The sequence below is a fragment of the Muricauda brasiliensis genome (assembly GCF_003057865.1).
GTDB classification, from domain to species: Bacteria; Bacteroidota; Bacteroidia; order Flavobacteriales; family Flavobacteriaceae; genus Flagellimonas; species Flagellimonas chongwuensis.
In genome coordinates this window covers 38,737-62,691 of the sequence record NZ_QBTW01000003.1, presented here as the reverse complement: position 1 = coordinate 62,691, position 23,955 = coordinate 38,737, and the positions used below count along the sequence as shown (strand labels likewise).

The 23,955-nt window shown below is 40.1% G+C and carries 25 protein-coding genes and 1 riboswitch; of the genes, 8 read left to right on the top strand and 17 right to left on the bottom strand.

Annotation, left to right across the window (positions count from 1 at the left end):
• Position 1 precedes the first annotated feature (1 nt).
• The 11 genes from DCK90_RS02020 to DCK90_RS01970 all read right to left on the bottom strand — a co-directional run bounded on the left by DCK90_RS02020 (position 2) and on the right by DCK90_RS01970 (position 8,520).
• Positions 2-1,054 carry a cytochrome-c peroxidase gene (locus DCK90_RS02020; protein WP_108244512.1) on the bottom strand — a complete coding sequence of 351 codons (1,053 nt, stop codon included), beginning with the start codon at positions 1,052-1,054 and terminating at the stop codon, positions 2-4.
• 47 nt (positions 1,055-1,101) lie between these two features.
• Positions 1,102-1,902 (bottom strand): MbnP family protein, encoded by an 801-nt coding sequence (locus DCK90_RS02015; protein WP_108244713.1) that lies wholly within the window; start codon positions 1,900-1,902, stop codon positions 1,102-1,104.
• A 170-nt stretch (positions 1,903-2,072) separates the two neighbouring features.
• Positions 2,073-2,396, bottom strand: a complete 324-nt coding sequence (locus DCK90_RS02010) for a hypothetical protein (RefSeq protein ID WP_234414568.1) — start codon at positions 2,394-2,396, stop codon at positions 2,073-2,075.
• A gap of 125 nt (positions 2,397-2,521) precedes the next feature.
• Positions 2,522-3,013, bottom strand: coding sequence for a PAS domain-containing protein (locus DCK90_RS02005; RefSeq protein ID WP_108244511.1), 492 nt, complete (start codon positions 3,011-3,013; stop codon positions 2,522-2,524).
• A 52-nt stretch (positions 3,014-3,065) separates the two neighbouring features.
• Positions 3,066-5,387: a 5-methyltetrahydropteroyltriglutamate--homocysteine S-methyltransferase gene (gene metE / locus DCK90_RS02000; protein WP_108244510.1), complete on the bottom strand. Its 2,322-nt coding sequence runs from the start codon at positions 5,385-5,387 to the stop codon at positions 3,066-3,068.
• Between the two features lie 160 nt (positions 5,388-5,547).
• Positions 5,548-5,759, bottom strand: a riboswitch (cobalamin riboswitch).
• 107 nt (positions 5,760-5,866) lie between these two features.
• Positions 5,867-6,112, bottom strand: a complete 246-nt coding sequence (locus tag DCK90_RS01995; RefSeq protein WP_108244509.1) for a hypothetical protein — start codon at positions 6,110-6,112, stop codon at positions 5,867-5,869.
• A gap of 29 nt (positions 6,113-6,141) precedes the next feature.
• Positions 6,142-6,564 carry a VOC family protein gene (locus tag DCK90_RS01990; RefSeq protein ID WP_108244508.1) on the bottom strand — a complete coding sequence of 141 codons (423 nt, stop codon included), beginning with the start codon at positions 6,562-6,564 and terminating at the stop codon, positions 6,142-6,144.
• A gap of 35 nt (positions 6,565-6,599) precedes the next feature.
• Entirely contained in the window at positions 6,600-7,043 is a 444-nt protein-coding gene (locus tag DCK90_RS01985; RefSeq protein ID WP_108244507.1) for an SRPBCC family protein, read from the bottom strand.
• Positions 7,044-7,065: 22 nt separating this feature from the next.
• Complete coding sequence (locus DCK90_RS01980) at positions 7,066-7,482, bottom strand: VOC family protein (RefSeq protein ID WP_108244506.1); 417 nt, start codon at positions 7,480-7,482, stop codon at positions 7,066-7,068.
• Positions 7,479-7,985 carry a DinB family protein gene (locus DCK90_RS01975; protein WP_108244505.1) on the bottom strand — a complete coding sequence of 169 codons (507 nt, stop codon included), beginning with the start codon at positions 7,983-7,985 and terminating at the stop codon, positions 7,479-7,481. The genes DCK90_RS01980 and DCK90_RS01975 overlap by 4 nt, the downstream gene beginning before the upstream one ends.
• 4 nt (positions 7,986-7,989) lie before the next feature.
• On the bottom strand, positions 7,990-8,520 hold the full coding sequence (locus tag DCK90_RS01970) for a dihydrofolate reductase family protein (RefSeq protein WP_108244504.1): 531 nt from the start codon (positions 8,518-8,520) through the stop codon (positions 7,990-7,992).
• Positions 8,521-8,671: 151 nt separating this feature from the next.
• Between DCK90_RS01970 and DCK90_RS01965 the strand changes: the two genes are divergently transcribed.
• The 8 genes from DCK90_RS01965 (at position 8,672) to DCK90_RS01930 (ending at position 16,595) form a co-directional block, all read left to right on the top strand.
• Positions 8,672-9,646, top strand: a complete 975-nt coding sequence (locus DCK90_RS01965; protein ID WP_108244503.1) for a GlxA family transcriptional regulator — start codon at positions 8,672-8,674, stop codon at positions 9,644-9,646.
• 191 nt (positions 9,647-9,837) lie between these two features.
• Positions 9,838-10,278 carry a thiol-disulfide oxidoreductase DCC family protein gene (locus DCK90_RS01960; RefSeq protein WP_159075741.1) on the top strand — a complete coding sequence of 147 codons (441 nt, stop codon included), beginning with the start codon at positions 9,838-9,840 and terminating at the stop codon, positions 10,276-10,278.
• A gap of 195 nt (positions 10,279-10,473) precedes the next feature.
• A complete protein-coding gene (locus DCK90_RS01955; RefSeq protein WP_108244501.1) occupies positions 10,474-10,680 on the top strand; it encodes a hypothetical protein in 207 nt (68 codons plus the stop codon).
• Between the two features lie 167 nt (positions 10,681-10,847).
• Positions 10,848-12,506 carry a tetratricopeptide repeat protein gene (locus DCK90_RS01950; protein ID WP_108244500.1) on the top strand — a complete coding sequence of 553 codons (1,659 nt, stop codon included), beginning with the start codon at positions 10,848-10,850 and terminating at the stop codon, positions 12,504-12,506.
• A 333-nt stretch (positions 12,507-12,839) separates the two neighbouring features.
• Positions 12,840-13,619: a sterol desaturase family protein gene (locus tag DCK90_RS01945; protein WP_199912636.1), complete on the top strand. Its 780-nt coding sequence runs from the start codon at positions 12,840-12,842 to the stop codon at positions 13,617-13,619.
• A gap of 3 nt (positions 13,620-13,622) precedes the next feature.
• A complete protein-coding gene (locus DCK90_RS01940; RefSeq protein ID WP_108244499.1) occupies positions 13,623-14,270 on the top strand; it encodes a GIN domain-containing protein in 648 nt (215 codons plus the stop codon).
• 14 nt (positions 14,271-14,284) lie between these two features.
• Positions 14,285-15,277 carry an alpha/beta fold hydrolase gene (locus DCK90_RS01935; protein ID WP_108244498.1) on the top strand — a complete coding sequence of 331 codons (993 nt, stop codon included), beginning with the start codon at positions 14,285-14,287 and terminating at the stop codon, positions 15,275-15,277.
• A 7-nt stretch (positions 15,278-15,284) separates the two neighbouring features.
• A complete protein-coding gene (locus DCK90_RS01930; RefSeq protein WP_108244497.1) occupies positions 15,285-16,595 on the top strand; it encodes a metal-dependent hydrolase family protein in 1,311 nt (436 codons plus the stop codon).
• A gap of 333 nt (positions 16,596-16,928) precedes the next feature.
• Here the strand turns inward: DCK90_RS01930 and DCK90_RS01925 are convergent, their stop codons facing one another.
• The 6 genes from DCK90_RS01925 to DCK90_RS01900 all read right to left on the bottom strand — a co-directional run bounded on the left by DCK90_RS01925 (position 16,929) and on the right by DCK90_RS01900 (position 23,952).
• A complete protein-coding gene (locus DCK90_RS01925) occupies positions 16,929-17,966 on the bottom strand; it encodes a LacI family DNA-binding transcriptional regulator (RefSeq protein WP_159075740.1) in 1,038 nt (345 codons plus the stop codon).
• A gap of 165 nt (positions 17,967-18,131) precedes the next feature.
• Positions 18,132-19,457, bottom strand: a complete 1,326-nt coding sequence (gene xylA, locus DCK90_RS01920; RefSeq protein ID WP_108244495.1) for a xylose isomerase — start codon at positions 19,455-19,457, stop codon at positions 18,132-18,134.
• Positions 19,457-20,944: a xylulokinase gene (locus tag DCK90_RS01915; RefSeq protein WP_108244494.1), complete on the bottom strand. Its 1,488-nt coding sequence runs from the start codon at positions 20,942-20,944 to the stop codon at positions 19,457-19,459. The genes xylA and DCK90_RS01915 overlap by 1 nt, the downstream gene beginning before the upstream one ends.
• A gap of 311 nt (positions 20,945-21,255) precedes the next feature.
• Positions 21,256-22,284 (bottom strand): alpha/beta hydrolase, encoded by a 1,029-nt coding sequence (locus tag DCK90_RS01910; protein ID WP_108244711.1) that lies wholly within the window; start codon positions 22,282-22,284, stop codon positions 21,256-21,258.
• Positions 22,285-22,294: 10 nt separating this feature from the next.
• A complete protein-coding gene (locus tag DCK90_RS01905) occupies positions 22,295-22,606 on the bottom strand; it encodes an AtuA-related protein (RefSeq protein WP_108244493.1) in 312 nt (103 codons plus the stop codon).
• Positions 22,607-22,608: 2 nt separating this feature from the next.
• Complete coding sequence (locus DCK90_RS01900) at positions 22,609-23,952, bottom strand: acyclic terpene utilization AtuA family protein (RefSeq protein WP_108244492.1); 1,344 nt, start codon at positions 23,950-23,952, stop codon at positions 22,609-22,611.
• Between the last annotated feature and the right edge of the window lie 3 nt (positions 23,953-23,955).

Sequence of the window (23,955 nt, the reverse complement as noted above, 5' to 3'; positions counted from 1 at the left end):
ATTAGTATTCGGCGAAACGTTCGTCATTAATAAATTCGTCGTCGGTAAGTGTCCCCAGAAATGCAATCAAGGCCAATTTTTCTGTATCATTAAGGGAGATTCCTAGACCCTCTTCGGTTTTGAGCAAGGGGTCTAGAGTGGGTGAATCCTGTACACCGCTTTGATAAAAATTGAGTACGGATTCCAAACTGCCGAACCTGCCATCGTGCATATAGGGTGCGGTGAGCGACACATTTCTTAGACTGGGCACCTTGAATTTATAGTTATCGTTGGCACTCCCGCTCACTTCGGCACGTCCAATATCATTTATACTTGGATTTGGTGGAAGTCCATTATTCCTAAAACTTCCATCGGAAAAAAGGTCCGTAGTATGGCAGCTTGCACATTTTTCCTGAAAAACATGCATCCCTTGGAGTTCTTGCTTGGTTAAGGCCACACCGTCTTCTTTTCGCACATATTTGTCATATTTTGAATTATAGGAAACCATCATCACCATAAATTGGGCAATCGCCTTCAAAAAATTTTCGTGGTTGACTCCCCCTTCTTCAAAGGCAGCCTCGAATTCTTTTTGGTACTGACTATCGGCCTTTAATTTTTCCAACACACTCGTCATGGTCTCACCCATTTCAACTTCGTTTGTTATAGGAATTATGGGGAATAGGTCCAAATGACTGGTTGCCCCGTCCCAAGCAAATTCTCGAAAAAAGGCCATATTGGCCAAAGAAGGGGTGTTACGGGTTCCTTGCTTATCGTCTATTCCATGGCTAAATTGATGACCGTGGTGTGTAAAGGAGAATCGTTGCTCATGACAAAAACCACATGAAATGAACCCATTGGCAGATAGTTTTCCATCGTAGAACAACTTTTTACCCAGTTCAAAACCATATTTGGTCGGTGGATTTTCTTCCACATTGTACACCATCGGTGGAAAATTGGTGGGCATGGTAACGGACAAACGTTCATTATCCTCTATTTTGATATATTCTCCATCATTATCATCACAGGCTCCCAACAATATCAGTAGGGTCGCCAAAAAAAGATACCTTGTTTTCATGTTTTTGATTTAAGGGCTGTCCGTAAAAGGACAGCCCAAAGTATCTTTTAATGTGAGCTTCCATCTCCATTGTGAACATGGTCCACACTGAACATATTCGCGGTATTTTCAGCAATCTTTGGTGATTTTTCCTCGCTCACCATGATCACAGCCTGTTCTGCCAGTGATATTTTGTTGTCCCCGTCCAAAATATCACCTGCATTGACCACTAGATGAATAATTGGGGTCATTTCATCGCTTACCAAAGCTTCGGTGCCCAAACTCAAGGTTGTCTCCTTATAGTTATCCAAGCTGGAGCCGTGGCTTCCCATATGAATTTGAAAATACGTGTTTTCTGGTACTGTTGAGGAGGTGAACGTACCTTCAAAATTTAGGAACTTATATCCTGCTTGCCAAGACCACATCATGTCAGTACTTTCGGCTTCGGTCAACAAATCACCTTGGCCTTCTGCCCCCAAAAGGTATTTTTCTTGATCCACTCCTATACCAAAGGTCATAGAGGTATACCTCCCGGCGGGAACATCCATCAAAACCACTTCGGTGTTACCAGTTTCTTCGCTTGTTATGAAATAGCCATCCTCTTTAGGGTAAGTAAACACATTACCCTGGGTATCGGTGAGCCTAAAATTGCTCACTATGTAATTAAGGCGGTTTATGGTCAAGCTCTCAGCTTGGGAGTTGGTGTACGAAGAACCCAAAATAAGGTCGTCTCCTGCAACACTATTGTCAAATTCAATTTTGACCATTCCCGATCCCGTTAGTTCGTCTCCGGGCGAATCGTCATCACTACAAGAGATTACAAAAACAGATAAGATCAGTAAGGTGGATAATTTATATAATGATTTCATTTTAAATTCAAATATTAAGGTTTTGGGAAATCCATTATGGTAGTTGGATTTCCTGCTAAAAATTAAATGCAAGGAACTGATGATGTGCAACATATGCATCACCAATTACCATTGCGCACAAGACCATGGTTCCCAATCGGGAAATAGCCTTAGAACCAATAAAATTTGAATTAACAGTTGGGAGGGTGAAAAACAGATTGAGCGAACTGCCGAGGGTCTCTTGGGCTGAATTCAGGCAACTCGTTCCTTTTTAAAATATGTTTAGCAAAATCACAGAAAAGAATATCCACAAAGCCAATGGGGTATTCTTCTAGATTGATAGATGGCAAGTTTTGCTTTTTCTCTTCCTGTTCCTCTTGTAACATTTTGGCCAAATAACACTTTCCGTTACAATTCAACATGGGCTTGTCCTTGTTCACACAAAGGTATTCCGCAATGTAATCTTGGTTCACCACATATTCGAACACGGGCATAACAGGCCGTAACATGGCCATTATATATAAAAGTGTGAATACTATGGGAAGACTGCGGTTCGTCAACGAAAACGATTATTTGGTATTGCAAAGATAAAACAGGATAGTTGCAATCTTAAGAAGATCATGCAAATTAATTTTCTTTTTTAAGCGGCCAACAATTCCTTTTCCAATGCAATAAAATGGGTCGGGGCTCCCTTGGAACCATAGATTGGAAAGATGTCAATTTGGCAACGATAGGCTTCCCCATTCTTTCTATAATTTATTATGGCCCCTTTATAGCGATGATGGGACAAAAGCTGCTCTTTAATCTGCCTTTTGATCATTTTTGATGTTTCGGCTCCTTGCAGAAAACTAGGTTTTTTTCCCAATGCATATTTTTTATGGTAGCCGGTCATTTCTGTAAAACCATCATTTACCCATACGATAGCCTGATTCAGGTCGGTAATCACCAAGGCATCATAATCCTCTGTCTTTATAATTTGTTGAATGTTGTGGTCAATATCGTTTCTCAAGAGTGATTTGATTTGCTTCAAATCAACTTCTTTTTTGAGTTGCAGCATCAACTTGTGATAGCTTTCCAAATAAAAATCGAAACTGAGCAGGGGTGAAATACGGATGTTACTGTCGTCTATCATGATTCATAGATTAAGGGGCCAATACGCATATCGGCCCCGATTAGTTTTAATTTTAATTTGATGGTTGGCCGACAGTTTCCCTCATCTGCTGCGCTGCAGAGACCATTATTTTAAGGGCACTGATGGTTTCCTCCCAACCTCTGGTTTTTAGCCCGCAATCGGGATTCACCCACAATTTGGATGCTGGAAGTACATGTTCTGCTTTTTGTAATAATTTGATGATCTCCTCCTTGGACGGAACCCTTGGGGAATGGATGTCGTACACTCCCGGACCAATATTGTTGGGATAATCAAACTCCGAAAAAGCATCCAATAGTTCCATTTGGGAACGGGAGCATTCTATGGTTATCACATCGGCATCCATATCCGCAATGCTCTGAATAATGTCGTTGAACTCGGAATAACACATGTGGGTATGAATCTGTGTGGAATCTTTCACACCGCTCGTGGACAATTTAAAGGCTCCTATCGCCCAGTTCAAATACTTTTCCCAGTCCTTTTTACGCAAGGGCAGACCTTCGCGAATTGCTGGTTCGTCTACTTGGATTATGCTGATGCCCTCCTTTTCCAAATCAAGTACTTCGTCCAAAATGGCCAATGCAATTTGTTCGCAGGTCACGGAGCGTGCCTGATCATCACGGACAAAGGACCATTGCAAAATGGTTACCGGCCCAGTGAGCATTCCCTTTACCGGCTTATCGGTCAATGATTGTGCAAACGATGTCCAGAAAACCGTCATGGGAACAGGCCTTGAAACATCTCCGTAAATAATAGGCGGCTTTACACAGCGTGAACCGTAACTCTGCACCCAACCGTTTTGGGTAAACGTAAAGCCTTCCAACTGCTCTCCAAAGTACTCTACCATATCGTTGCGTTCAAATTCTCCATGAACGGGAACATCTAAACCGATTTCTTCCTGTAAACGAATGGTCTCGGTTGTTTTTTCCATCAAAAAATTCACATAAGCTTGCTCTTGAAGCGCTCCTTTTTTAAACAAGGACCTATTCCTTCTCACTTCTTGGGTCTGCGGAAAGGAACCGATGGTTGTGGTAGGAAAAAGTGGTAATTGTAGATGCTCTTCCTGAAGAATCTTTCGTTGATCGAATGAGGACTCTCTATTGTAATCCTTGGCTTCCAACTGTTCCAGCCTTTGTTTTACCTTGGTTTTATGTATTAGTTTGGAATTCCGTCTCTTTTCCATGGAAGCGACATTGTCCAAAAATAGCTGTTGGGACTTGTAGTCAGGATTGTTCGCCAGTATTTTCAAACTTTGGAGCTCATCCAATTTCTGTTTGGCAAACGCCATCCAGTCCTTTACTTCAGTTGATAGAACCTCTTCATTTTGCTCCAGATTTAAATCATTGGGAACATGAAGTAACGAACAGGACGGTGAAATAATGATACGTTCTTCCCCTAATTCTTCTTTAGCTTTCTCAATAAGCCGCAAGGAGGATTCAAAATCATTTTTCCAAACATTACGTCCATCAATAACACCTAATGACAAGGTTGTATGTTCTTTGAGCTTTCCCGGTTCCAAAACTTTATCCAAATCATCCGCTCCGCGTTTTAAATCCAAATGCAGGGCGCAAACAGGTAGATTTAGGACTGTATCGAGGTTATCCCCATAATCGCCAAAATAACTGGCCAAAAGGATTTTTAGGTTTGGAAATGCTTCTGTAAGTCCATTATAGACTTTACCGATTGCTTCTTTTTCTTTTTCTGAAAGATCTGTAGAGAGTATGGGTTCATCAAATTGAATCCACGTTGCTCCGGCATCTGCCAGCATTTTCAAAATGGAATGATAGACCGGGATTAGTTTTGGTAAAAGATCAAGTCGATGAAAGCCTTTCTCCTTTTCCTTGCCCAACAATAAATAAGTCACTGGCCCCAAAAGCACAGGTTTTGTCTGAATGCCCAGGTTTTTGGCTTCCTGAAACTCTTCCACGACTTTTTGGGAAACCAATTCAAATTCTTGGTCTCTTGTAAATTCTGGAACAATGTAATGGTAGTTGGTATCGAACCATTTGGTCATTTCCATGGCGATGACATCCACTCCATTTTTTTGTAAGCCTCTGGCCATTGCAAAATAGAGGTCCAAAATGTTCTTGCTTGACTTTTTGGCGTTTTTGTAACGCTCTGGAATGGCCCCGACCATTAACGTGGTATCCAAAACTTGATCGTAGAAGGAAAAATCGTTGGATGGAATAAGGTCGATTCCCCTCTCTAGTTGCAGCTTCCAGTTTTCCGCACGTATACTTTTACCGACTTCTACAAGGTCTTCCATAGAGATTTTGTTCGACCAATACTTTTCGCAAGCTCTTTTCAGCTCACGATGGGCCCCAATTCTAGGGTAGCCCAAATTGCTTGTTTTCATTGCTAAAGCTTTTATAAAATTGAATAATTAGATAAAAGCTCCTTAGCTCAACTTCGCAATGCCTTGAACAAGAAGAACGCAGATGGAATTGGCCCAAGGTTCTGGGTAAATTTCAAACGTTCGACCTGCCCTTTACGCGAAGGCACCGTCAAAATCCTACAAAGTAGGAACAATATAGGCAGGTATCCTGGCTTGTCCGATCTTTGCCGCCTTCTCATCCACTAAATATGGTGGACAATGGCATAATTGGCAAAAACATGCTATCCCAAAAGTGGAATCGGACTTACAGTTGCGCGTCAGCTCGTGATTTACACACGATTCCCTTTTAATCCCGACAATGACCTGTCGAGAACCCCTATCGTTTTGATAAAGAAATTAAGTAAAGAACTTATTTAGGTGTAAATGTATGCAATATTATTTTCCTTTTGTCCCTGGGCACATCTTCTTTATATGGTCGACCTATTGTAATCATTGAATAATCATAATATTTGGATTTCTGTCCCATGCCTTTCCATAATCAAAATAACCATTTCGGCATCTACGTTGGAACCAACACTCGCTACACGGAGAATATTATCACAATCCTCTAAATCAAAATTAATCTCATAGCAAGGGAATTCCTCTTGGAGTTTATCCAAAAGGAATTCAGCTTGTTCAATGGATGATACAGAGGTGGAAAACACCTCCACTGTTTTTGAAGATTGCTCGATAAAACTACTGTGCATAGCGGTTTCTATAAATTTTTGAAAGATTACTAAAATTCAGGGTTGTAGTTGATCATCCAATGAACACCAAACTGATCTACAAAACTTCCGAAATAATCTCCCCAAAATTGATTGGCCATGGGCATTTCTATGTCACCATTTTGGGAAAGTCCATTGAACAAACGGTCTGCTTCTTCTTTACTGTTGGGATGCAACGATAGGTAAACGTTGTTACCATTGTTCAGGGAATGGCCCATGGAAGGTAAAATATCCGACGCCATTAAAGTGATATCCTTGGAAATGGGTAGCGAGATATGCATGATACGGTCCTTTTCCTCCTCTGGCATTTTATCGCTGTCCGGGGCATCGCTCATTTTCATGACTGCTGTAAAATCTCCACCAAATACTGACTTGTAAAAATTAAAGGCTTCTTCGGCATTTCCGTTAAAATTTAAATAAGGGCTTAGTTTCATTGTGTAAGGTTTTTAAATTAATGTGATATATGTATTTATAATGACTTTTCTGCGAGTTCCTTTACTTTCTCCAGCGCTTTTGGCCAAGTTTCCTCGAAAAAGTTCTTGTACTCTTCGATTGTCTCCATTTCTATCCGTAATAGAGTTCCTTCATCGACCGACTCTAGCGTATAATCTTCTGTTGCTCCTGCCCATTGATTGGCCTCCTTACTTTCAAAGTTTTCAATACCTCCCTCAACAACTCCCAAATGTTCTATGGTCATTCGTTCATTGGGTATGTTCCGTTTGATTCGACTTACCATGCCTCTCCCTTCGGGGCCGAGAAAAAGAACCTTGCTTCCTTCCTGCCAATCGGTTTCGGCGAAAGATCCTTCTGCAAAAACAGTTGTCCATTTTCGATAGGTGCTATCGTTCCAAAGTATTTGCCATACTTTTTTGGGTGTAGCCTTAATTGTTATTTTAAATTTCTGAAGTATCATTATTTAATTGAATTTTAATGGGTTAACCATTCAAATTACAAAACAAATTGAACAAATGCCCATCCAAATCGGCAAAAACTCCAACGTAATAACCATTTTCGTCATAAAACTTTTTGCTGTCCTTTCTAGGATCATATCTAATGCTCCCTCCTAACTTTTTTACGGTATCCAACCAATCGTGAATCTCTTCCTTCCCCTCTGCGGAAAGGGTAAACATAATTTCGTTGCCCTGGCTCAGATCGGCCATTTCTCCCTCGAGACTTGTCTTCAATTTTTCCTTCTCAAAAAAGTGAATCACAAAATCATCCTCGCCAAACAGAAAACTTACCAAATCATTTGTAGGCATTCCATTTTGCTTAATTCCCAATGCCAGATAAAATTCCTGTGTCCGTTCCACATTTTCTACGCCAAGGTTTGCCCAGATTTTTTTAGGTATCATGCTGTAATGTATTTAATGATTTGTTCCAGTTGATGGATATGGCGCTGTGTATGTACGGTATTGAAACCTATCCATTCCAGGCGGGTGAACGGACCGTATTCAGGGATTTCAAAATCCAAACATGTTTTTGAGAGGTCCATATCCTTGCAGTTTTGGTTCACCCATTCAATTTTCTTCTTCAAACTGGTCAGGAGGTCTTTCTTGTCAATTTGTCCATCGGTTGGTTCCACGGCTTTGGGTGAGTCCATTTTTATATCAAAGTTTAAAAACAGTTCGCGTATTTCTTTCATTTTTTGATCAGGGGCACGCTTGGTCTCCTCGGTAGTTCCCATCAAAATATTGGATACATTATAAGATTTATCCAAATGATCACCGATCTGTCCCGCTGTCCAGCTTCCATTTGCAGGTCTTGAATTGAGTTGCTCATTGGTCAATGAGGAAAGCAATCCTACAAGTTTTGATGTTGTTGTATCATATTCTTTTAAAACTACTCTGTCATCCATTTTATTAAGGTTTATAGGTTAGTAGTATATTGCCACATGCAAAAGGTTTGGTTTCAACCAAAGTGAGTGTATAACCTTTCTTGGTTTGGAACAATGGAGTTCCTTCACCAAGTGCTACTGGATTTACAATAAGTCTATACTCATCTATCAGGTTATGCTCCATAAACGATGAAGCCAAATCGGCTCCTGCAAATAGTACCATATTCTTTCCCTGTTTATTTTTTTCCTTTGTAATTTCTTCCACGAGATCATTCTTCAATATTCTTGCATTCATCTTAGCCTCTTGCAATGTAGTGGAGCAAACTATTTTAGGGGTTTGATTCATAATATCGGCAAATTCACCTTCTTGCCCGGGCCAATAATCAAGCATTAATTCATACGATTTTCTACCATAAATAAAAGTATCCACAGTTTTTAAAAACTCCATCATATAGGCCTGCATCTCATCGTTCCAAACGTGCCAATCAATATTGTTGTTCACACCTTCAATATAACCATCAAGGGACATTAACATTGATAATACAACTTGCCTCATCGCTTTATTTTTTATCTAATATTCAACAGGTTACCAAAGATACAGGTACCAATCCGTACTTTAGAGGTGCATTTACGTCAATATCACGGGTTGATTTCGACAAGATGTTGGTCTACCTTTGAGTCAACCACAATCCATTGATTTTTGTAATATGAAACATATTTCGATACTTGTCCCCGAAGGCGATTCCAGCCTGAGCAATTTAGAGGCCACCTTTAAAATGTTCAATATGACCAATGATGCCTTGAAAAAAGCTGGTAAAGCTCCATTGTTCTCTACACATCTTGTGGGCACCCATAATAAAGCAAGGTTGAGCAATGGAATGTTCAGCATTATACCCAATACTACAATTGATGAGGTAGACAAAACGGATTTGATCATAATCCCTGCCATACATGGCGATTACAAGGAGGTGGTTGCCAAAAACGGGGCATTTATACCTTGGATCAAACAACAGTATGGTAATGGTGCCGAGGTCGCCAGTTTGTGCATTGGTGCGTTTATATTGGCCGGCACCGGTTTGCTGGATGGACGGGATTGTGCTACCCATTGGCTGGCTGCAAGTGAATTTAGGGCCATGTATCCAGAAGTTAACCTGATCGATGACAAAATCATTACCGACTCAAATGGATTGTATACCAGTGGAGGAGCCTATTCATCTTTAAACCTGAATCTTTATTTGGTCGAAAAATTTGCTGGCCGAGAAATGGCCGTCTTATCATCAAAAATTTTTGAGATTGATATCAGCCGTGCCAGCCAATCGCCCTTTATTATTTTTAAAGGTCAAAAATCCCACAACGATAAAGAAGTTTTGAAAGCCCAAGAGTTTATAGAAAAAAATTACTTGGATAAGATTACCGTGGATGAACTTTCCGAAAAAGTTGCCGTGAGTCGACGCACTTTTGAGAGACGTTTTAAAAAAGCAACTTCGAACACGGTCATCGAATACTTGCAACGGGTTAAGGTAGAGGCCGCAAAAAAGGAGCTGGAAAAAGGAAGAAAAACCGTCAATGAAGTTATGTATGATGTGGGGTACAATGACCCAAAGGCCTTTAGGGATGTTTTTAAGAAACATACTAGGGTCACTCCTCTGGAATACTTGAACAAATACAGTAGAGTCAATTGAAGTAGTTATGAAACTCCATCAGGGCAGCGGTTGAATCTTGCTCATAACCACTAAAATATTGACCCTATCGAAAATATCTTCCAGTATACCCTATTTTTTCGATACCTTTTATTCAAACCCACTTTGTAAAAAATAGAGAACACTTTGATATGCAACTTCCCTCACATACCAAATACAGGCCAACTGCACCTTTGTTGATATGGGATGGACAATGTGGTTTTTGTAAATATTGGGTGACCTGGCTTGAGCAATTAACAGGAAAATCGGTCCTGTATACCCCTTACCAACAAATTCATCAAGCCATCGAAGAGATTCCAAAAAATGCGTTCAAAAAGGCCGTACGTCTCATAGATACAAATGGTGAAATTTATTGCGGTGCGGGTGCAGCTTATAAAATCTTTGAAAAAACCTCAACATGGAGCTTTCTTATTTCTTGGTACAAAAACAACTCCTTGTTCAAAGATTTCAGTGATTTTGTTTATCGATTCGTTTCAAATCACCGTTCTGCCCTGCTAACGATCACTAAATTACTATTTGGTAAAAACCCAACAAGACTTCAACATTTTTGGATAATTTATCTGGTGTTGTTCCTATTTGCGATTATCTTAATCGTTAAGCTGTTACCATCCTAGCCTCTTCCCTTTTGCAGTGAACCTTTTAAAGCCAAGCCGATTTGGTGTGATAGGGACAATTTTCGTTTCAATTAGAGCAAAGTATTCTATTGATCACTCCTAATTTTTAAGAAACCATAAGGGTTGTCACCGATTTAAAACACTATAAATCAAAAAAGTAACACTGGCAGCATATTCATTTAAAAAAAGAGAAGCATGGAAAAAAAAGGTGAAAAAACAAACTGGAAAGCAAAGGATAGTGCCCCTATGCCAACCAAAGGCAGAAAAGGTGCCAATTTTAGAAACAGAACTACAAACAGCCAAAGAAACAGGTTTCCTTGGGTAATGATTATTTCCATTTTAATCATATTGGGAGTCATTGCCTTTATTCTGCTATTTGTCGGAGGCGTAGCTTCAAATTAGGGAGCAGCGGAATGTCCACATTATCTATAAAGGATTTTTTTAAGTTTTGGTTTTATTAGAAAGGATAAAGCAAAAAACTATTGGCATTTGGTATCAATTGGATTTTCAATTCAATACAATTCTTTAATTTTAGAATTTTTAATCCATATTATCTAAATCAGCTAGTAATGGAACCTCGCATTACAAACTGTTTCTGGACATTGTTGTTTTGGTTTATTTTTAGCTTCAGTATCTTTTCCCAAGACAAACCAAACCAGCAACAAACAAGTCCCGAGACAAAAATAATCGATAGCATAGCCCAACAGGGGTATGATTTATGGATAAGAGACCCCGCGGAGTCAGTGAAGTTGGGCCAGCAAGCCTATGCATTGGCTGATGAAATAAAGTATTCCAAGGGTGCCGCTTTCGCCAAAAGGGTGTCAGGAGTAGGACATTGGACCCTCGGTGAGTCAAAAAATGCTCTCTTTGACCTGTATGAAGGGCTGGAACTCTATGAAGATTTAAAAGACCTTGAGGGGGTCTCCAACATAAAATTAAATATAGGCATGGTTTATGCCGATATCGATGAAGATTCGTTAGCCCTTAAAAATTACCGCGAAGCCATCAATGGATTTAGTCAGCTAAATTTGGATAACAGGGTTGCCACTGCATATACAAAGTTGGGGACTCTACAAATGGAAACCGGACGGTTGGACAAAGCCCATACCAATATCAGCAATGCACTTAATATTCATACCAAAAACAATTTTCAATATGGTATGGCAGAGGCTCACAATCGGTTGGGCCGTGTATATTTGGAACAGGGCGACCTCGAACAGGCCAATTACCATCTTAGGCAATCGTTGACTCTTGGGCGAAGAATAGACGATAAAGATGGTATGGTGAGCAACCTGCTTCAATTTGGCAGAATGTTTACCATGGAAAAAGAATATGAGTTGGCCGACATGCATTTTAAGCTAGCACTGAGCAGGGCCAATGAAATGAACCTGAAAAATTATCAATTGTCAATTTTAAAAAATTTAGCCGATCTTAAAAGACAGATCCAACAAAACGACTCGGCCCTTTACTATTTTTCCCGATATGTAGATTTAAAGGATTCTCTCTTTACTATTAAAAAATCCCATCAAATTGCCGGTTTAGAATTCAGGAACGAACTAGAGCAAAAAACAAACGAACTGGAACAGCTTTCCAAAAGGCAGCAATTGAGCAAAACCATACAATGGATACTGATCGGCGGTATTTGGATTATTGCCCTATTATCTTTCTTCCTTATCAAAAGCATGAGGCAACGTTCAAAAAACCAAAAGCATTTGCTGAAACAACAAAACATTATTGCCCAAAAAGAACTGGAAAACCAACAGCTCAAAGGTATGGACCTTGAGGGGGAATTGAATGCCAAAAACCGAGAACTCACTTCATATGCCATGAACTTTGTTCAAAAAAATCAGTTATTGGATGAGTTCCAGAACAAAATACAAGAGGCAAAAAAAGCAACTACATTAAATCAGGTCGGCAAAATTATGACCGATATGGAAAGAACCATAAAAATAAACCTGGGCAAGGAGAAGGATTGGGAAGACTTTAAACAGCATTTTGAAAATGTACACCCTGAATTTTTCACCAATTTGAAGCAACAATTCCCTGGTTTAAGTGCAAATGACTTAAAAGTTGCGGCCCTCACTAGGCTCAATTTATCCATTAAAGAGGCTTCCAATATCCTCGGGATCTCCCCGGAGAGTACAAAAACAGCTCGCTACAGACTCAGAAAGAAGTTGAACCTGTCTCCGGAAAAAGATCTTTTTGATTTTTTGTTGGATTTTAAATAAAAAATAATTTTTTGTTTTTCAACACTTTACAATTTTAGGAATACATTTTGTCTACCTAATGTCTACCTGATAGGCGATCAAGTCTACTTCTTATTCTTACGCTGTACACTCCATATACCTCCCTCTTTTTTTTTGATTTAAAATTGTCACGCTAGGTTTGCGCTCTCAAAATCAGCGGGATACACCCGTGTTTATTCATCATTTCAAAAATCAATTAAAAATGAAACGACAATTATTTATTGAGGCCTATCAATCCAACGAAGGATTATGGGCCATTAAGAAGAGAAGGAAAATGGAGTTCAACGCTAAGTTTAAATCTAAAATTTAACAATCATGGATACACTACAAAATTTACCTACACCGCTAGAAATTTTATTGGACCCTATCTCCTTGGTTGTCTTGGGGATGTATGCGAGCTTAATGATTTGGGAGGCGTTGTTTCCTGCCAGGGAACTACCAAAGGTCAAGAATTGGAAAACCAGAGGACTGCTCACCTTCGGAGTGTTTTTTTACCTATCCAGTTATTTACCTCTAATTTGGGACGGTTATATATCCAAATACCAACTTTTTGATTTGTCCTTCTTGGGAGATCTAGGAGGTGCTGTAGTAGGTGTAGTTATTTATGAATTTGGCCTGTTTCTTTGGCATTACAGCCTTCATAAAAGCGATTTTCTATGGAAAGTTTTCCATCAAATGCACCATAGTGCAGAACGTATAGATACGTACGGTGCCTTTTACTTTAGCCCAATGGACATGGCAGGTTTTACACTTTTAGGAAGTCTTTGCCTAGTTGGAATTACTGGCTTTACTCCTGGAGCATCAACCATTATCTTGTTGACAACCGTGTTTTTGGGCATTTTTCAGCACAGTAATATTGTTACCCCGCAATGGTTGGGATATCTCATCCAACGACCTGAAAGTCACACCGTACACCATGCCAAGGGTATACATGCTTACAATTATTCCGACCTGCCCATTTTCGATATCATCTTTGGTACTTTCAACAACCCCAAGGGTTATTCACATGAAACTGGATTCTATGATGGAGCTTCAAAAAGAATTAAGGAAATGCTTTTTTTCAAGGATATAAGCAAGGAAAATCAATCAAAATAGAAAATGAAGAATAGTATTGTTGGAATAGTATTAGTGGTGATGTCCCTTGTATCATGTACATCGGATGATATCTCCGGTTCAGGTGTCCTTACTACGGAAAACAGGGAGCTCAATGCATTCATTGCTGTTTCAGTAGATGGGATAACAAATGTGAACATTGTTCAAGGTAATGCCCAAAGTGTGAAAATAACGGCCGATGACAACATCATCGGCCTTGTTAAAACAGAAATCAAAGACGGTATCTTGGAAATTTACCTGACTTCGGGACATAACTATAAAAATATTGATGTAAGCATCGAAATTATGGCAAAAGCATTGAACGGTGTTGCCAATAAAGGTTCTGGCATATTGAAAGTTGCCAACGTGGATGGTCCAGAGTTTTATTTGGATAATGTGGGTTCTGGCGGCATCAGCCTCTCGGGAACATCAAACACATTACGTATAGAAAACGAAGGAAGTGGCAGAATTTCCGGATTTTCATTTTTAGCCGATAAGTGTGCAATAGACATCATGGGTTCCGGAGATGTAGAAATCAGCTGTACGGACGAACTTGACGTGAAAATCGATGGCAGTGCCAAAGTATTTTACAAAGGAAATCCACACGTAACCAAAAATATCTTGGGAAGCGGAAATGTAATAGATGAAAACTAAAAAATAATATAAAAATGAAAAAATCAACCTTAATACTTTTATTACTGGTATTACAATTCTCCAATATAATCGCTCAGGTAAAGTTTGCCGAGTTTGGCAACCATACTCTTAGAAACGGTGAAGTATTGGAAAATGCACGTATAGGCTACAGCACCTATGGCTCCCTCAATCTTGATAAGAAAAATGCCATTTTGTTCCCTACTTGGTATGCTGGAACGGGTAAAAGTCTTACCCCTTACATTGGCAAAGAAGCTATGATAGATACTACAAAGTACTATGTTGTGGTTGTGGAAGCGTTGGGCAATGGGATTTCTTCCTCCCCTTCCAATACAGATATAAAGGACGGGGGCAAATTTCCGGAATTTGGAATTGGGGATATGGTGGACCTGGAGCATAAACTGATCAAAGAGGTTTTGGGCCTGGACCATTTGTATGCTATAACCGGCATTTCCATGGGAGGTATGCAAACGTACCAATGGATGGCCAGTTACCCTGATTTTTTTGATAAGGCAATTCCAATTGTGGGCTCGCCCAAACTATCCGTTTATGACCAACTGAACTATGAAATCTTCAAGAAGATACTGAACAAGGAGATACAGCATGGCACAAAGGAAGAAACTTTTTTGATGTTGGAGTACGCGTTGGGACTTACGCCTCAATACTATGAAGGCAGTACTGAATCCATTGATGAAGTTTTGCAAAAAATCAAAGATGAGGCCAAACGGTATGATGTTCGGGACCTACACAGTCAAATGCTGGCCATTTCCAATTATAGTTTAGATCAAGATTTGAGCAAACATAAGGTTAAATCCCTATCCGAGCTGTTCAAAGGTGAGGCGTTTATCATATATTCAAGAACGGATCATTTGGTAGCTCCCTCAGCCAATTTGGAGGTTATAAAGGGATTAAATGCCCAATCCTTGGATTTAAATTCCAAATGTGGCCATTATACATTTGGCTGTGATTTGGAAAAACTCAATATGGCCGTAAAAAATTTCTTAAATTGAGCTGGACATGACCAGAGTACTCGTTATTTTCCTCCTGATTTTCTTATACCCTCACACCAAATCAATTGGGCAACAAAATGATGTTTTCATCAAGGCCGGCCTTTTGTATGACAGTAAGAGCAATCAATTATTCCCCAACAAGATTATTCATATTCAAGGCTCCACGATAAAATCCATTACCGGGTTCCGTAAGATGGGCAAAAGCAAAAAGGTAATTGATCTGTCCGATTATACAGTTCTCCCCGGATTGATTGATGCCCATACCCATGTTCTTTTTTCCCAAGAGGCCAATGAAGATTTTGCAGACCACAGTATACAGACCCTTACCATGGAAAGTGATGCATTACGAGCTTTACGGGGAGCCAAAAGAGCAGAAAGCTATCTCAAAGAAGGTATCACAAGTATTAAGGATTTGGGCAATTCTGGGCTGTATTTGGATGTGGCCCTTCGCGATGCGATTAATGAGGGAACCATTGATGGTCCACGAATCTTTGCTGCCGGCCCTATTTTAAGTGCTGTTGGAGGTCAAGTTTATGGAGTAACACATCAGCATCAAAATATTATTGATCTGGAATATAGAATCATTAAATCTTCTGAAGATGCAAAAAATGCTGTCCGGGAACACGTTAACCAAAATGTGGACCTCATTAAAATTTGTGCAGACAACCTTCCCAACAAAGCATTTTTGACCACAGAAGAAATGTCTGCCATAGTTGAAATGGCCCATGCATATGACCTCACTGTAACAGCACACTGTATTACCAATCAATCTGCAAGGAATGCCATAGAGGCTGGTGTGGACGGTATTGAACATGGATTCAACTTAACCGATTCTACGTTGACACTCATGGCTGAAAAAAAGATTTTTCTTGTTCCTACGGAAAACAGTAGGTCTTATATGGAAACTTACGCCAAATTAATAGGTGATGACTTAGATGGCATGGATTGGGTGAACGGATATATTAGTAGAGGAAAAAAGAGGTTAATGACAGCTATTGAAAAAGGGGTTCCCATTGTGGCAGGTTCCGATAATTATACCAAAATGGGCGTCAGTCGTGGTAAATCATCCACAGATATGCTGAGAACCTATTTTGAGGCCGGCATGAAACCCCTTGATATCCTCCAGTCGGCCACCTATATTTCTGCGATGCACTTAAATAAGGAAATGGAAATTGGCACAATAAGTCCTATGGCATATGCGGATATAATTGCAGTAAAAGGAAACCTGGAAAATGATTTTATTTCCACCATGGATAATGTGGTCTTTATAATGAAGGATGGAAAGGTTTATAAAAATATTGGGGATTCATCGAAATAAACCAACGTAAATATTAAAGTAGACCAATGAGTATACCCTACAATTCAGGAGAGCATTATTGCTCTCTTGATTTTTGTGGGAATATTAGCTGAACCACATCGGAAATCAAAAACAGCACTTTCAATCTTTTAAAAAAACTGGTTACTGCCAGTACACGGATTCGTTTTACCACTAAACATAGTAGGTTTTAACTTTTGCTATAGGCAATAGCCCTTACCTGAATTATTTTGATTGTTGATAATGAAACGTTTGTCACTAATTATTGAAAGATAAACTAGCCCTATAAACAGGGACGTTGCAAATTCCATCACCCCAATATTCTTTGCTTATACTTCAAAAATCTTGTTGTTCCATACTAAGCGTGGATTGCCTTACCACAAGACTTGTTTTTATAGTCTTAGTTTCAAACTTCGCTTTATCGTCCTTTCCCTCTATCCTATCAATCAATTTATTGGCAGAGGTCTCTCCGATAAAACGGCCATGTTGACTGATCATTGTTACTGGTGGACTGGCGTATCTTGATAGTTCTCCGTTGGTAAACCCGATTACAGAGATATCCTTTGGTATTAAAAAACCTTTGGAGCGCAAAAGGTCCATTACCTTAACGGTAGTAATCTCATCAAAGACCAAAATTCCATTTAGTTCTTTCAAGTTTAAAGAAAGTGAAATAGTAAGTTCTAGATCATCCTCCACTCCGAGCGATACTACCATATCTGAATCAAAAGGAATGCCTTGTTCCTTCAATGCTCTTTTAAAACCTTCAATCCTTAACCGGCCTATTGAAGAATTGGGGATTGGGTTTATGATGGCCAAAGAGCGACACCCTGTTTCCAAAAAATGTTTTGTGGCCTTGTAACCGGCCTCAATATCGTCCACGACCACTTTGTCACACTCGATCATTTCGGTTACCCTATCAAACATGACCAATGGAATCTGCTTTTGTAACAATTCCTCAAAATGTGCAATGTGTTCGGACAATTGAGCCTCTCCAGCAACAGTGGAAATAATAACCCCGTCCACTGATCCTGAGCATAAGAAATCCAGGATCTTAACCTCTTTTCCCAAAGATTCATTGGTACTGCAGGTAATAATACTATATCCCCTTTCATCGGCAACCTGTTCTATACCAAATAGGACTTGAACAAAAAAATAGTTCAAAATATTAGGGATTACCACACCAATTGTCTTGGTATTCCTATTTAAAAGGTTGAGGGCTACACGATTGGGCTTATAGTGGTTCTGTTTGGCAAATTTCCTAATCTTGACCTTAAGCTCCTCACTAATTTCATGGCTATCGTTTATAGCTTTAGAAACCGTGGATACCGATACATTAAAATGGGCAGCAATGGTCTTTAGGGTCAATTTGTTCATGGATACCGTAAATATAGCTCTAAAAGATAGCAATTTAATATCATCGAAACCATCTTTAGAGCAGGAGCATTCCAGAAGAAATTTAATTAATGGCAAACCGCCCATTCAGAATTTCAAAAATCCAATGGGCGGTCAGTATAAACGTGAATTTTAATTATTGGAGTACTAAACAAATCTCCCAACAATGTTCTCGAACAACTCTTGTTTGCCACTGATCTGTTTTGGCTCACCTGTTTCCAGAGCATGCTTAAAAAGATCGGAAAATTCCAATTTTCCTGAGCTGAACTCAGCTCCTTTGCCCTCTTGAAAGGATGCATACCTTTGACTTAAAAGTTCTTCGTATGAAGATTCCTCAATGATTGCATTAGCGGCCAAAAGTGCTCTGGCAAAGGTGTCCGCGCCTCCTATGTGGGCATGGAAAATATCCTCCAAATCGGTACTGTTTCTTCGTGTTTTGGCGTCAAAATTGACACCTCCGCCTTGCAATCCACCCGATTTGAGGAAGACCAACATGGCTTCGGTTACCTCTAGCACATTATTGGGGAACTGATCGGTGTCCCAACCATTTTGATAGTCACCCCGGTTGGCATCGATACTTCCAAGCATCCCCGCATTGGCTGCGACTTGTAGTTCGTGTTGAAAGGTGTGTTGTGCCAAGGTGGCGTGGTTCACTTCAATATTGAGCTTAAAATCATCCTCCAGTCCGTATTCCCGTATAGAATTGATAGAGGTAGCAGCATCAAAGTCATATTGATGTTTTGTGGGTTCCATTGGTTTTGGCTCAATAAAGAAAGTTCCTTTGAAACCTTGCTTGCGAGCATAGTCCCGAGCCATGCCCAAAAATCGGCCTATATTGTCCTGCTCCCGCTTCATATCCGTGTTCAATAGAGACATGTATCCTTCACGACCTCCCCAAAACACATAATTTTCACCGCCAAGTGCAATAGTAGCGTCCAGAGCCATTTTTACTTGTGCACCGGCATAGGCCAGTACATCAAAATTGGGGTTGGAAGCTGCACCGTTCATGTAACGAGGGTTTGAAAAGCAATTTGCGGTACCCCAGAGCAATTTTACCCCAGAGGCAGATTGCTTTTCCTTTAAATAATCCACTATGGTAGACAGTCGTTTTTCGGATTCGGCCAAAGAATCTGCCTCATCCACTAGGTCAAAATCATGGAAGCAATAATAATCGAATCCCATTTTCGTCACAAATTCGAAAGCGGCATCAGCCTTATCCTTTGCTGCCTTAATTGGGTCTTTATCCACAGACCATGGAAAATTTTTGGTACCGGGGCCAAAAGGGTCTCCCCCCGTTCCACATAGCGTATGCCAATAAGCCATGGCAAACTTAAAATGTTCCCTCATGGTTTTGCCCGCCACCACTTGGTCCGGATTATAGAATTTAAATGCCAAAGGGTTATCGGATTCCCTTCCTTCAAATTTAATATCACCTATTCCGGTGAAATATTCTTTGTTGCCTAAATGTGCCATTATTGTTTAGTTTTTAATATTAGTTGTAGTTCATTTTTCCAATTCTCGTACGCCTTTTGATAGAGCTCCTTATTGTCAAGCGGCTTATAAGTCATCACATGGTCGTTGTTCATATAAGATGTAAACTTTTCTTGGCCATGTTCATATATGGCACATGCTCTGGCCGCACCTATGGCGCCCGTTGTATTGTATATTTCTATTTCTTCTTGAATTAGGGTAGAAATGGTACCGGCAAATATGGCAGACCTAAATAGATTATCGTTGCCTGCCCGTATCACCTTTGCCCTAGCACCGTCTGAACTCATAATTTCCATACCGTATACAAATGAAAATGCAATTCCCTCCAATGCGGCCCTACAGAGATGTGCCTTTGAGTGTCTATTAAGGTCAAGGTTCACAATGCGGGTACCGATATCTTGGTTGTTCAACATACGCTCAGCTCCGTTACCAAAGGGAATTATACTGAGTCCGTCCGAACCAATCTCTATTTTCGATGCCAAATCGTTCATTTCTTCATAGGAGGCTACATCCAGGTTGTTCAGAAGCCATCTATATTGTATACCGGACCCATTGATACATAGCAGCTTTCCTATTCTAGTATGAGTGTCCGGACGATAGTTGACATGAGCAAAATTATTGACCCGAGAGCTTTCCTTAACCGAAAGGTTGTCCGTAATGGCATATACTACTCCCGAAGTGCCGCCTGTAGCAGCCACTTCACCCGGTTCAAAAATGTTAAGGGACAGTGCATTGTTGGGCTGGTCCCCTGAGCGATATAAAATAGGCGTACCTTCCAATAGACCGCTTTGTTGCGCACCTTCTTTGGACACCTCTCCTTGGTTCCCAAAAGTATCCACTGTATCCGGAACCATGGATTCTGGAATTCCATAATGTTCAAGAACCTCTTTGGAAACTCGGTTCTCCACAAAATCCCAAAATATCCCCTCTGACAGACCTGATATGGTTGAAGCTATTTTACCGGTCAGTCTGTACCCTATATAATCGCCGGGTAGCATAAACTTATAGACTTTATCAAAAACTTCGGGCTCATTTTCTCTGACCCAGGCCAATTTGGATGCTGTAAAATTTCCTGGGGCGTTCAATAATTTGGTATCACAGTTTTCCTCGCCTATTTCCTTGTAGGCGCGGTTACCAATTTCCACGGCACGACTATCACACCAAATAATGGAATTTCTTAGTGGTATGCCGGCGGTATCAACAATAACAAGTCCATGCATTTGATACGCAATTCCCAACCCTGAAATATTGGCCGGCGATATCTTATGATCTTTTAAAATTCTTTTAATCCCCTTGCATACCAATTCCCACCAAAGTTCGGGGCTTTGTTCCGCCCAACCTGGTTTTGTGGCCATCATGGACATTTCTTCTTCCGGCTCCTGTACGACCGTTACTTTTTTACCTGTGGACGCTTCGACCAGTGCAATCTTTATTGAAGAACTGCCCAAATCAATACCTATATAATACATGAAAGTTAATTGTTGAACTATATGGTTAAATATAAAAAATGCCCAGTTCAAAAGTGTTCTTTAAGTTAAAACAATCCAAAGCAAGATTGTTTAGGCTCGAATTGAACTGTTCAAAAGAAACCAATTAACTTACTGTATTACAATAATTTATGATAAAACCAATTAATCATCTGCGTTTCGAAATGGTTTTCGTAGATAATTTTAGAAATGGATGATAAATAACTTTATGGAAAAATCCGTTTGATGAATTACTCAATCATTCAAGTGTAAAGAATATTGATATCCCAGTTTGACCTACAGCCTTATTGTCGTTATCTAAATTCCAGATAATATTCAAAAAAGGGCAACACCTGCTGTGGAATACGCCCATCTTTCGTGTATATATTGTTCACATGGGTTCCGATATATTCTTCTGCAAAATGGTCAATGCCCAGATTCTCCAATTTAATACTGAACATTTTACATTGTTGCGTGAAGCGTTCTCCTGCATTTCGACCCCAATCCATTTTAATGGCCCTTAAACTTTTCATGTTGTCTATATAATTTTCAAGATTGTAGAACGGCATATTATCGTGCCACTTTTTGAGTATTTCTTGGTGTATGACCAATTCCCCTTCTTCGTATCCAAATGGAAAATCGCAATAAAAGGGTGGATTGTTAGGGTTCGGCGACCATGAGCGTGCAAATGCTACCATTACTTTTCCAAAGTAGGTTTTTTCCAATGCTTCATAGGTGGATATTTCAGATAGTTCCTTAAAGGTGTCGCTATTGGGGCCATATTCCCTAACTATGGCCAGAGCTCCTGGACTGATGGCGTACACTGTATTGAATACATCGGGGTGTTTCATGGCAATATTCAAGGCTCCATAGCCGCCCATACTATGCCCGGTTATTCCACGACTTTCCTTTTTGGGGATGGTACGATAATTCTTGTCCATATAGGCAACCAAATCCTCTACCGTAAAATCTTCCCAGTTTCCAAAAATTCCAGAATTGGAATAGAAACTTCCCTCGTAAGTTGTTTTTTGGTCGGGTATCACTAGAATAAAGGGTCGAATACGTTTAGTGGCTATGGCAAAATCCAAAATTTCCTTCATAGGTTCCAATAGGCTATGGTCCCCATAAAATCCATGTAAAAAATAGATGACCGGATATTTTTTGGTTTCGGTTCCATAGTTAGGTGGAAGATATACCCCTACTTTCCGAGTAGAGTTCTCTCCAAAATCATTCACCAAATGCTCCGAATAAATGGAATCAATGACAATACTCCCCGTTTCAGATTGCGCATGTATTATCTGAAAGGCGAAAATCAACAATATGAAGTGTAAAAATGTTTTCATCAATTTGCTTTTAATCGTTAGTATTTATGGGCATTTCCAACAGAATAGAGGATAATGTCTTGCCATGTTTGTCCAATCGCAACGAACGGGTTACCCCTCCCCTAAGAGCTTTGTGCATTACAAAATTGATTGCGCCCAATGTTGCAACCTCATACCGTATTATTTCGCCTTGAATCGTTTCACCTAAAAACAGCTTGACTTTTTCGACGGTCACTTTTTTTTGAATTATGGGATAATCCTTCTCATCAAAGGCAATCACAGAAATATTTACCATGTCCCCTTTGTCTCCTGTTCGCGAATGTGCTATCTCTTTAAGTTTCATAATTAACTTTCAAAATATTCAACCTGCGGCACCACCTTTTTTTTGTCAATCAAAATGGATTGAATAGCTATGACCTCCGTAACTAACTTGGAAATACCGCCACCGGCTGCCGGACCATTGGTATATAGGGTTTCCACTTCATTGACCAGTTTTACGGCTGCTTCCCTGGTTTTGGTTTTGGCCGCTATACGCAACCGTACTTCTTGAGGGTTGATGTCCAAAACATATTCTTTAAAAAGACTATTGGTTCCGATAAGGTCAAAAAGAATATCTTCTACTACGAGATTCCTGGCTCTAAGTCGCTCTTTGACAATTTCAATGGCCAATTGGGCCCTTTCCAATGCATAGCTCCCGCCATAACTTATTTGCGCATCAGCCATGTAACCATCGTGATACCCCACCGAAACTTTCAACTTTCCGGTCAATGTCTTTCCTGAAGCACCATAAATTTCAACTTTGTCCTTTTCTATCTCCTTTAATATTATATTGGAAAAATCCGCAACCACATCAGGCGTCAAATATGCGGAAGGATCATGCACCTCGTACAACAATTGTTCTTTACAGGTTGCAGGTGTCACCATACCACCCGAATCCTTTAATTTGGTAATATGGAACAAACCATCGTTGTTTATTTCTGCAATGGGATACCCCAGATTGCCCAAGTTAGGAACTTGTTTTTTTACTCCATCCGCAAAATAGCCCCCACATACTTGGCCCGCACATTCCATTAAATGCCCTAAGGCCGTTCCTTTTCCCAATAGAGGGTAGTCATTTATCGACCAATCAAATTCATAGATAAGTGGAGCCAAAAACAAGGAAGGGTCGGCCACTCTTCCTGTCAATATAATATCTGCCCCTGCTTCCAATGCTATTAAAATTCCCTCAACGCCCATATAAGCATTTGCGGAAATGATTTTATTCCCTAAAACCGATAGGGGTTCGCTGCTTTCCAAAAAGGTCTGTGTGCTGAAATCCAACATGGACAAAACATCATCCCCGAACACGGCGGCTATTTTTAAGTTGGTTAGACCAAGTTCTTGGGCAATTTTTGCGGTTTTCTTTGCTGCCGCCAATGGATTGGCTGCCCCCATATTGCTGATAAGTCTGACCTTTTTTGAAACACAATGTGTCAAGCAGGCCTTCATCCGTTCTTCCAACAAGGGGTCATATCCCAGCTCAGGGTCCTGCATTTTCTGCAATTGTGCCAAGGCAATGGTCCGCTCTGCAAGACATTCGAATATGATATAATCCAAATTGCCCTCTTTTATCAGATCCACAGCGGGTTCTATCCGGTCACCCGAATACCCTGCTCCCGAGCCAATGCGAATAATTTTTTCTGGTATCATGCT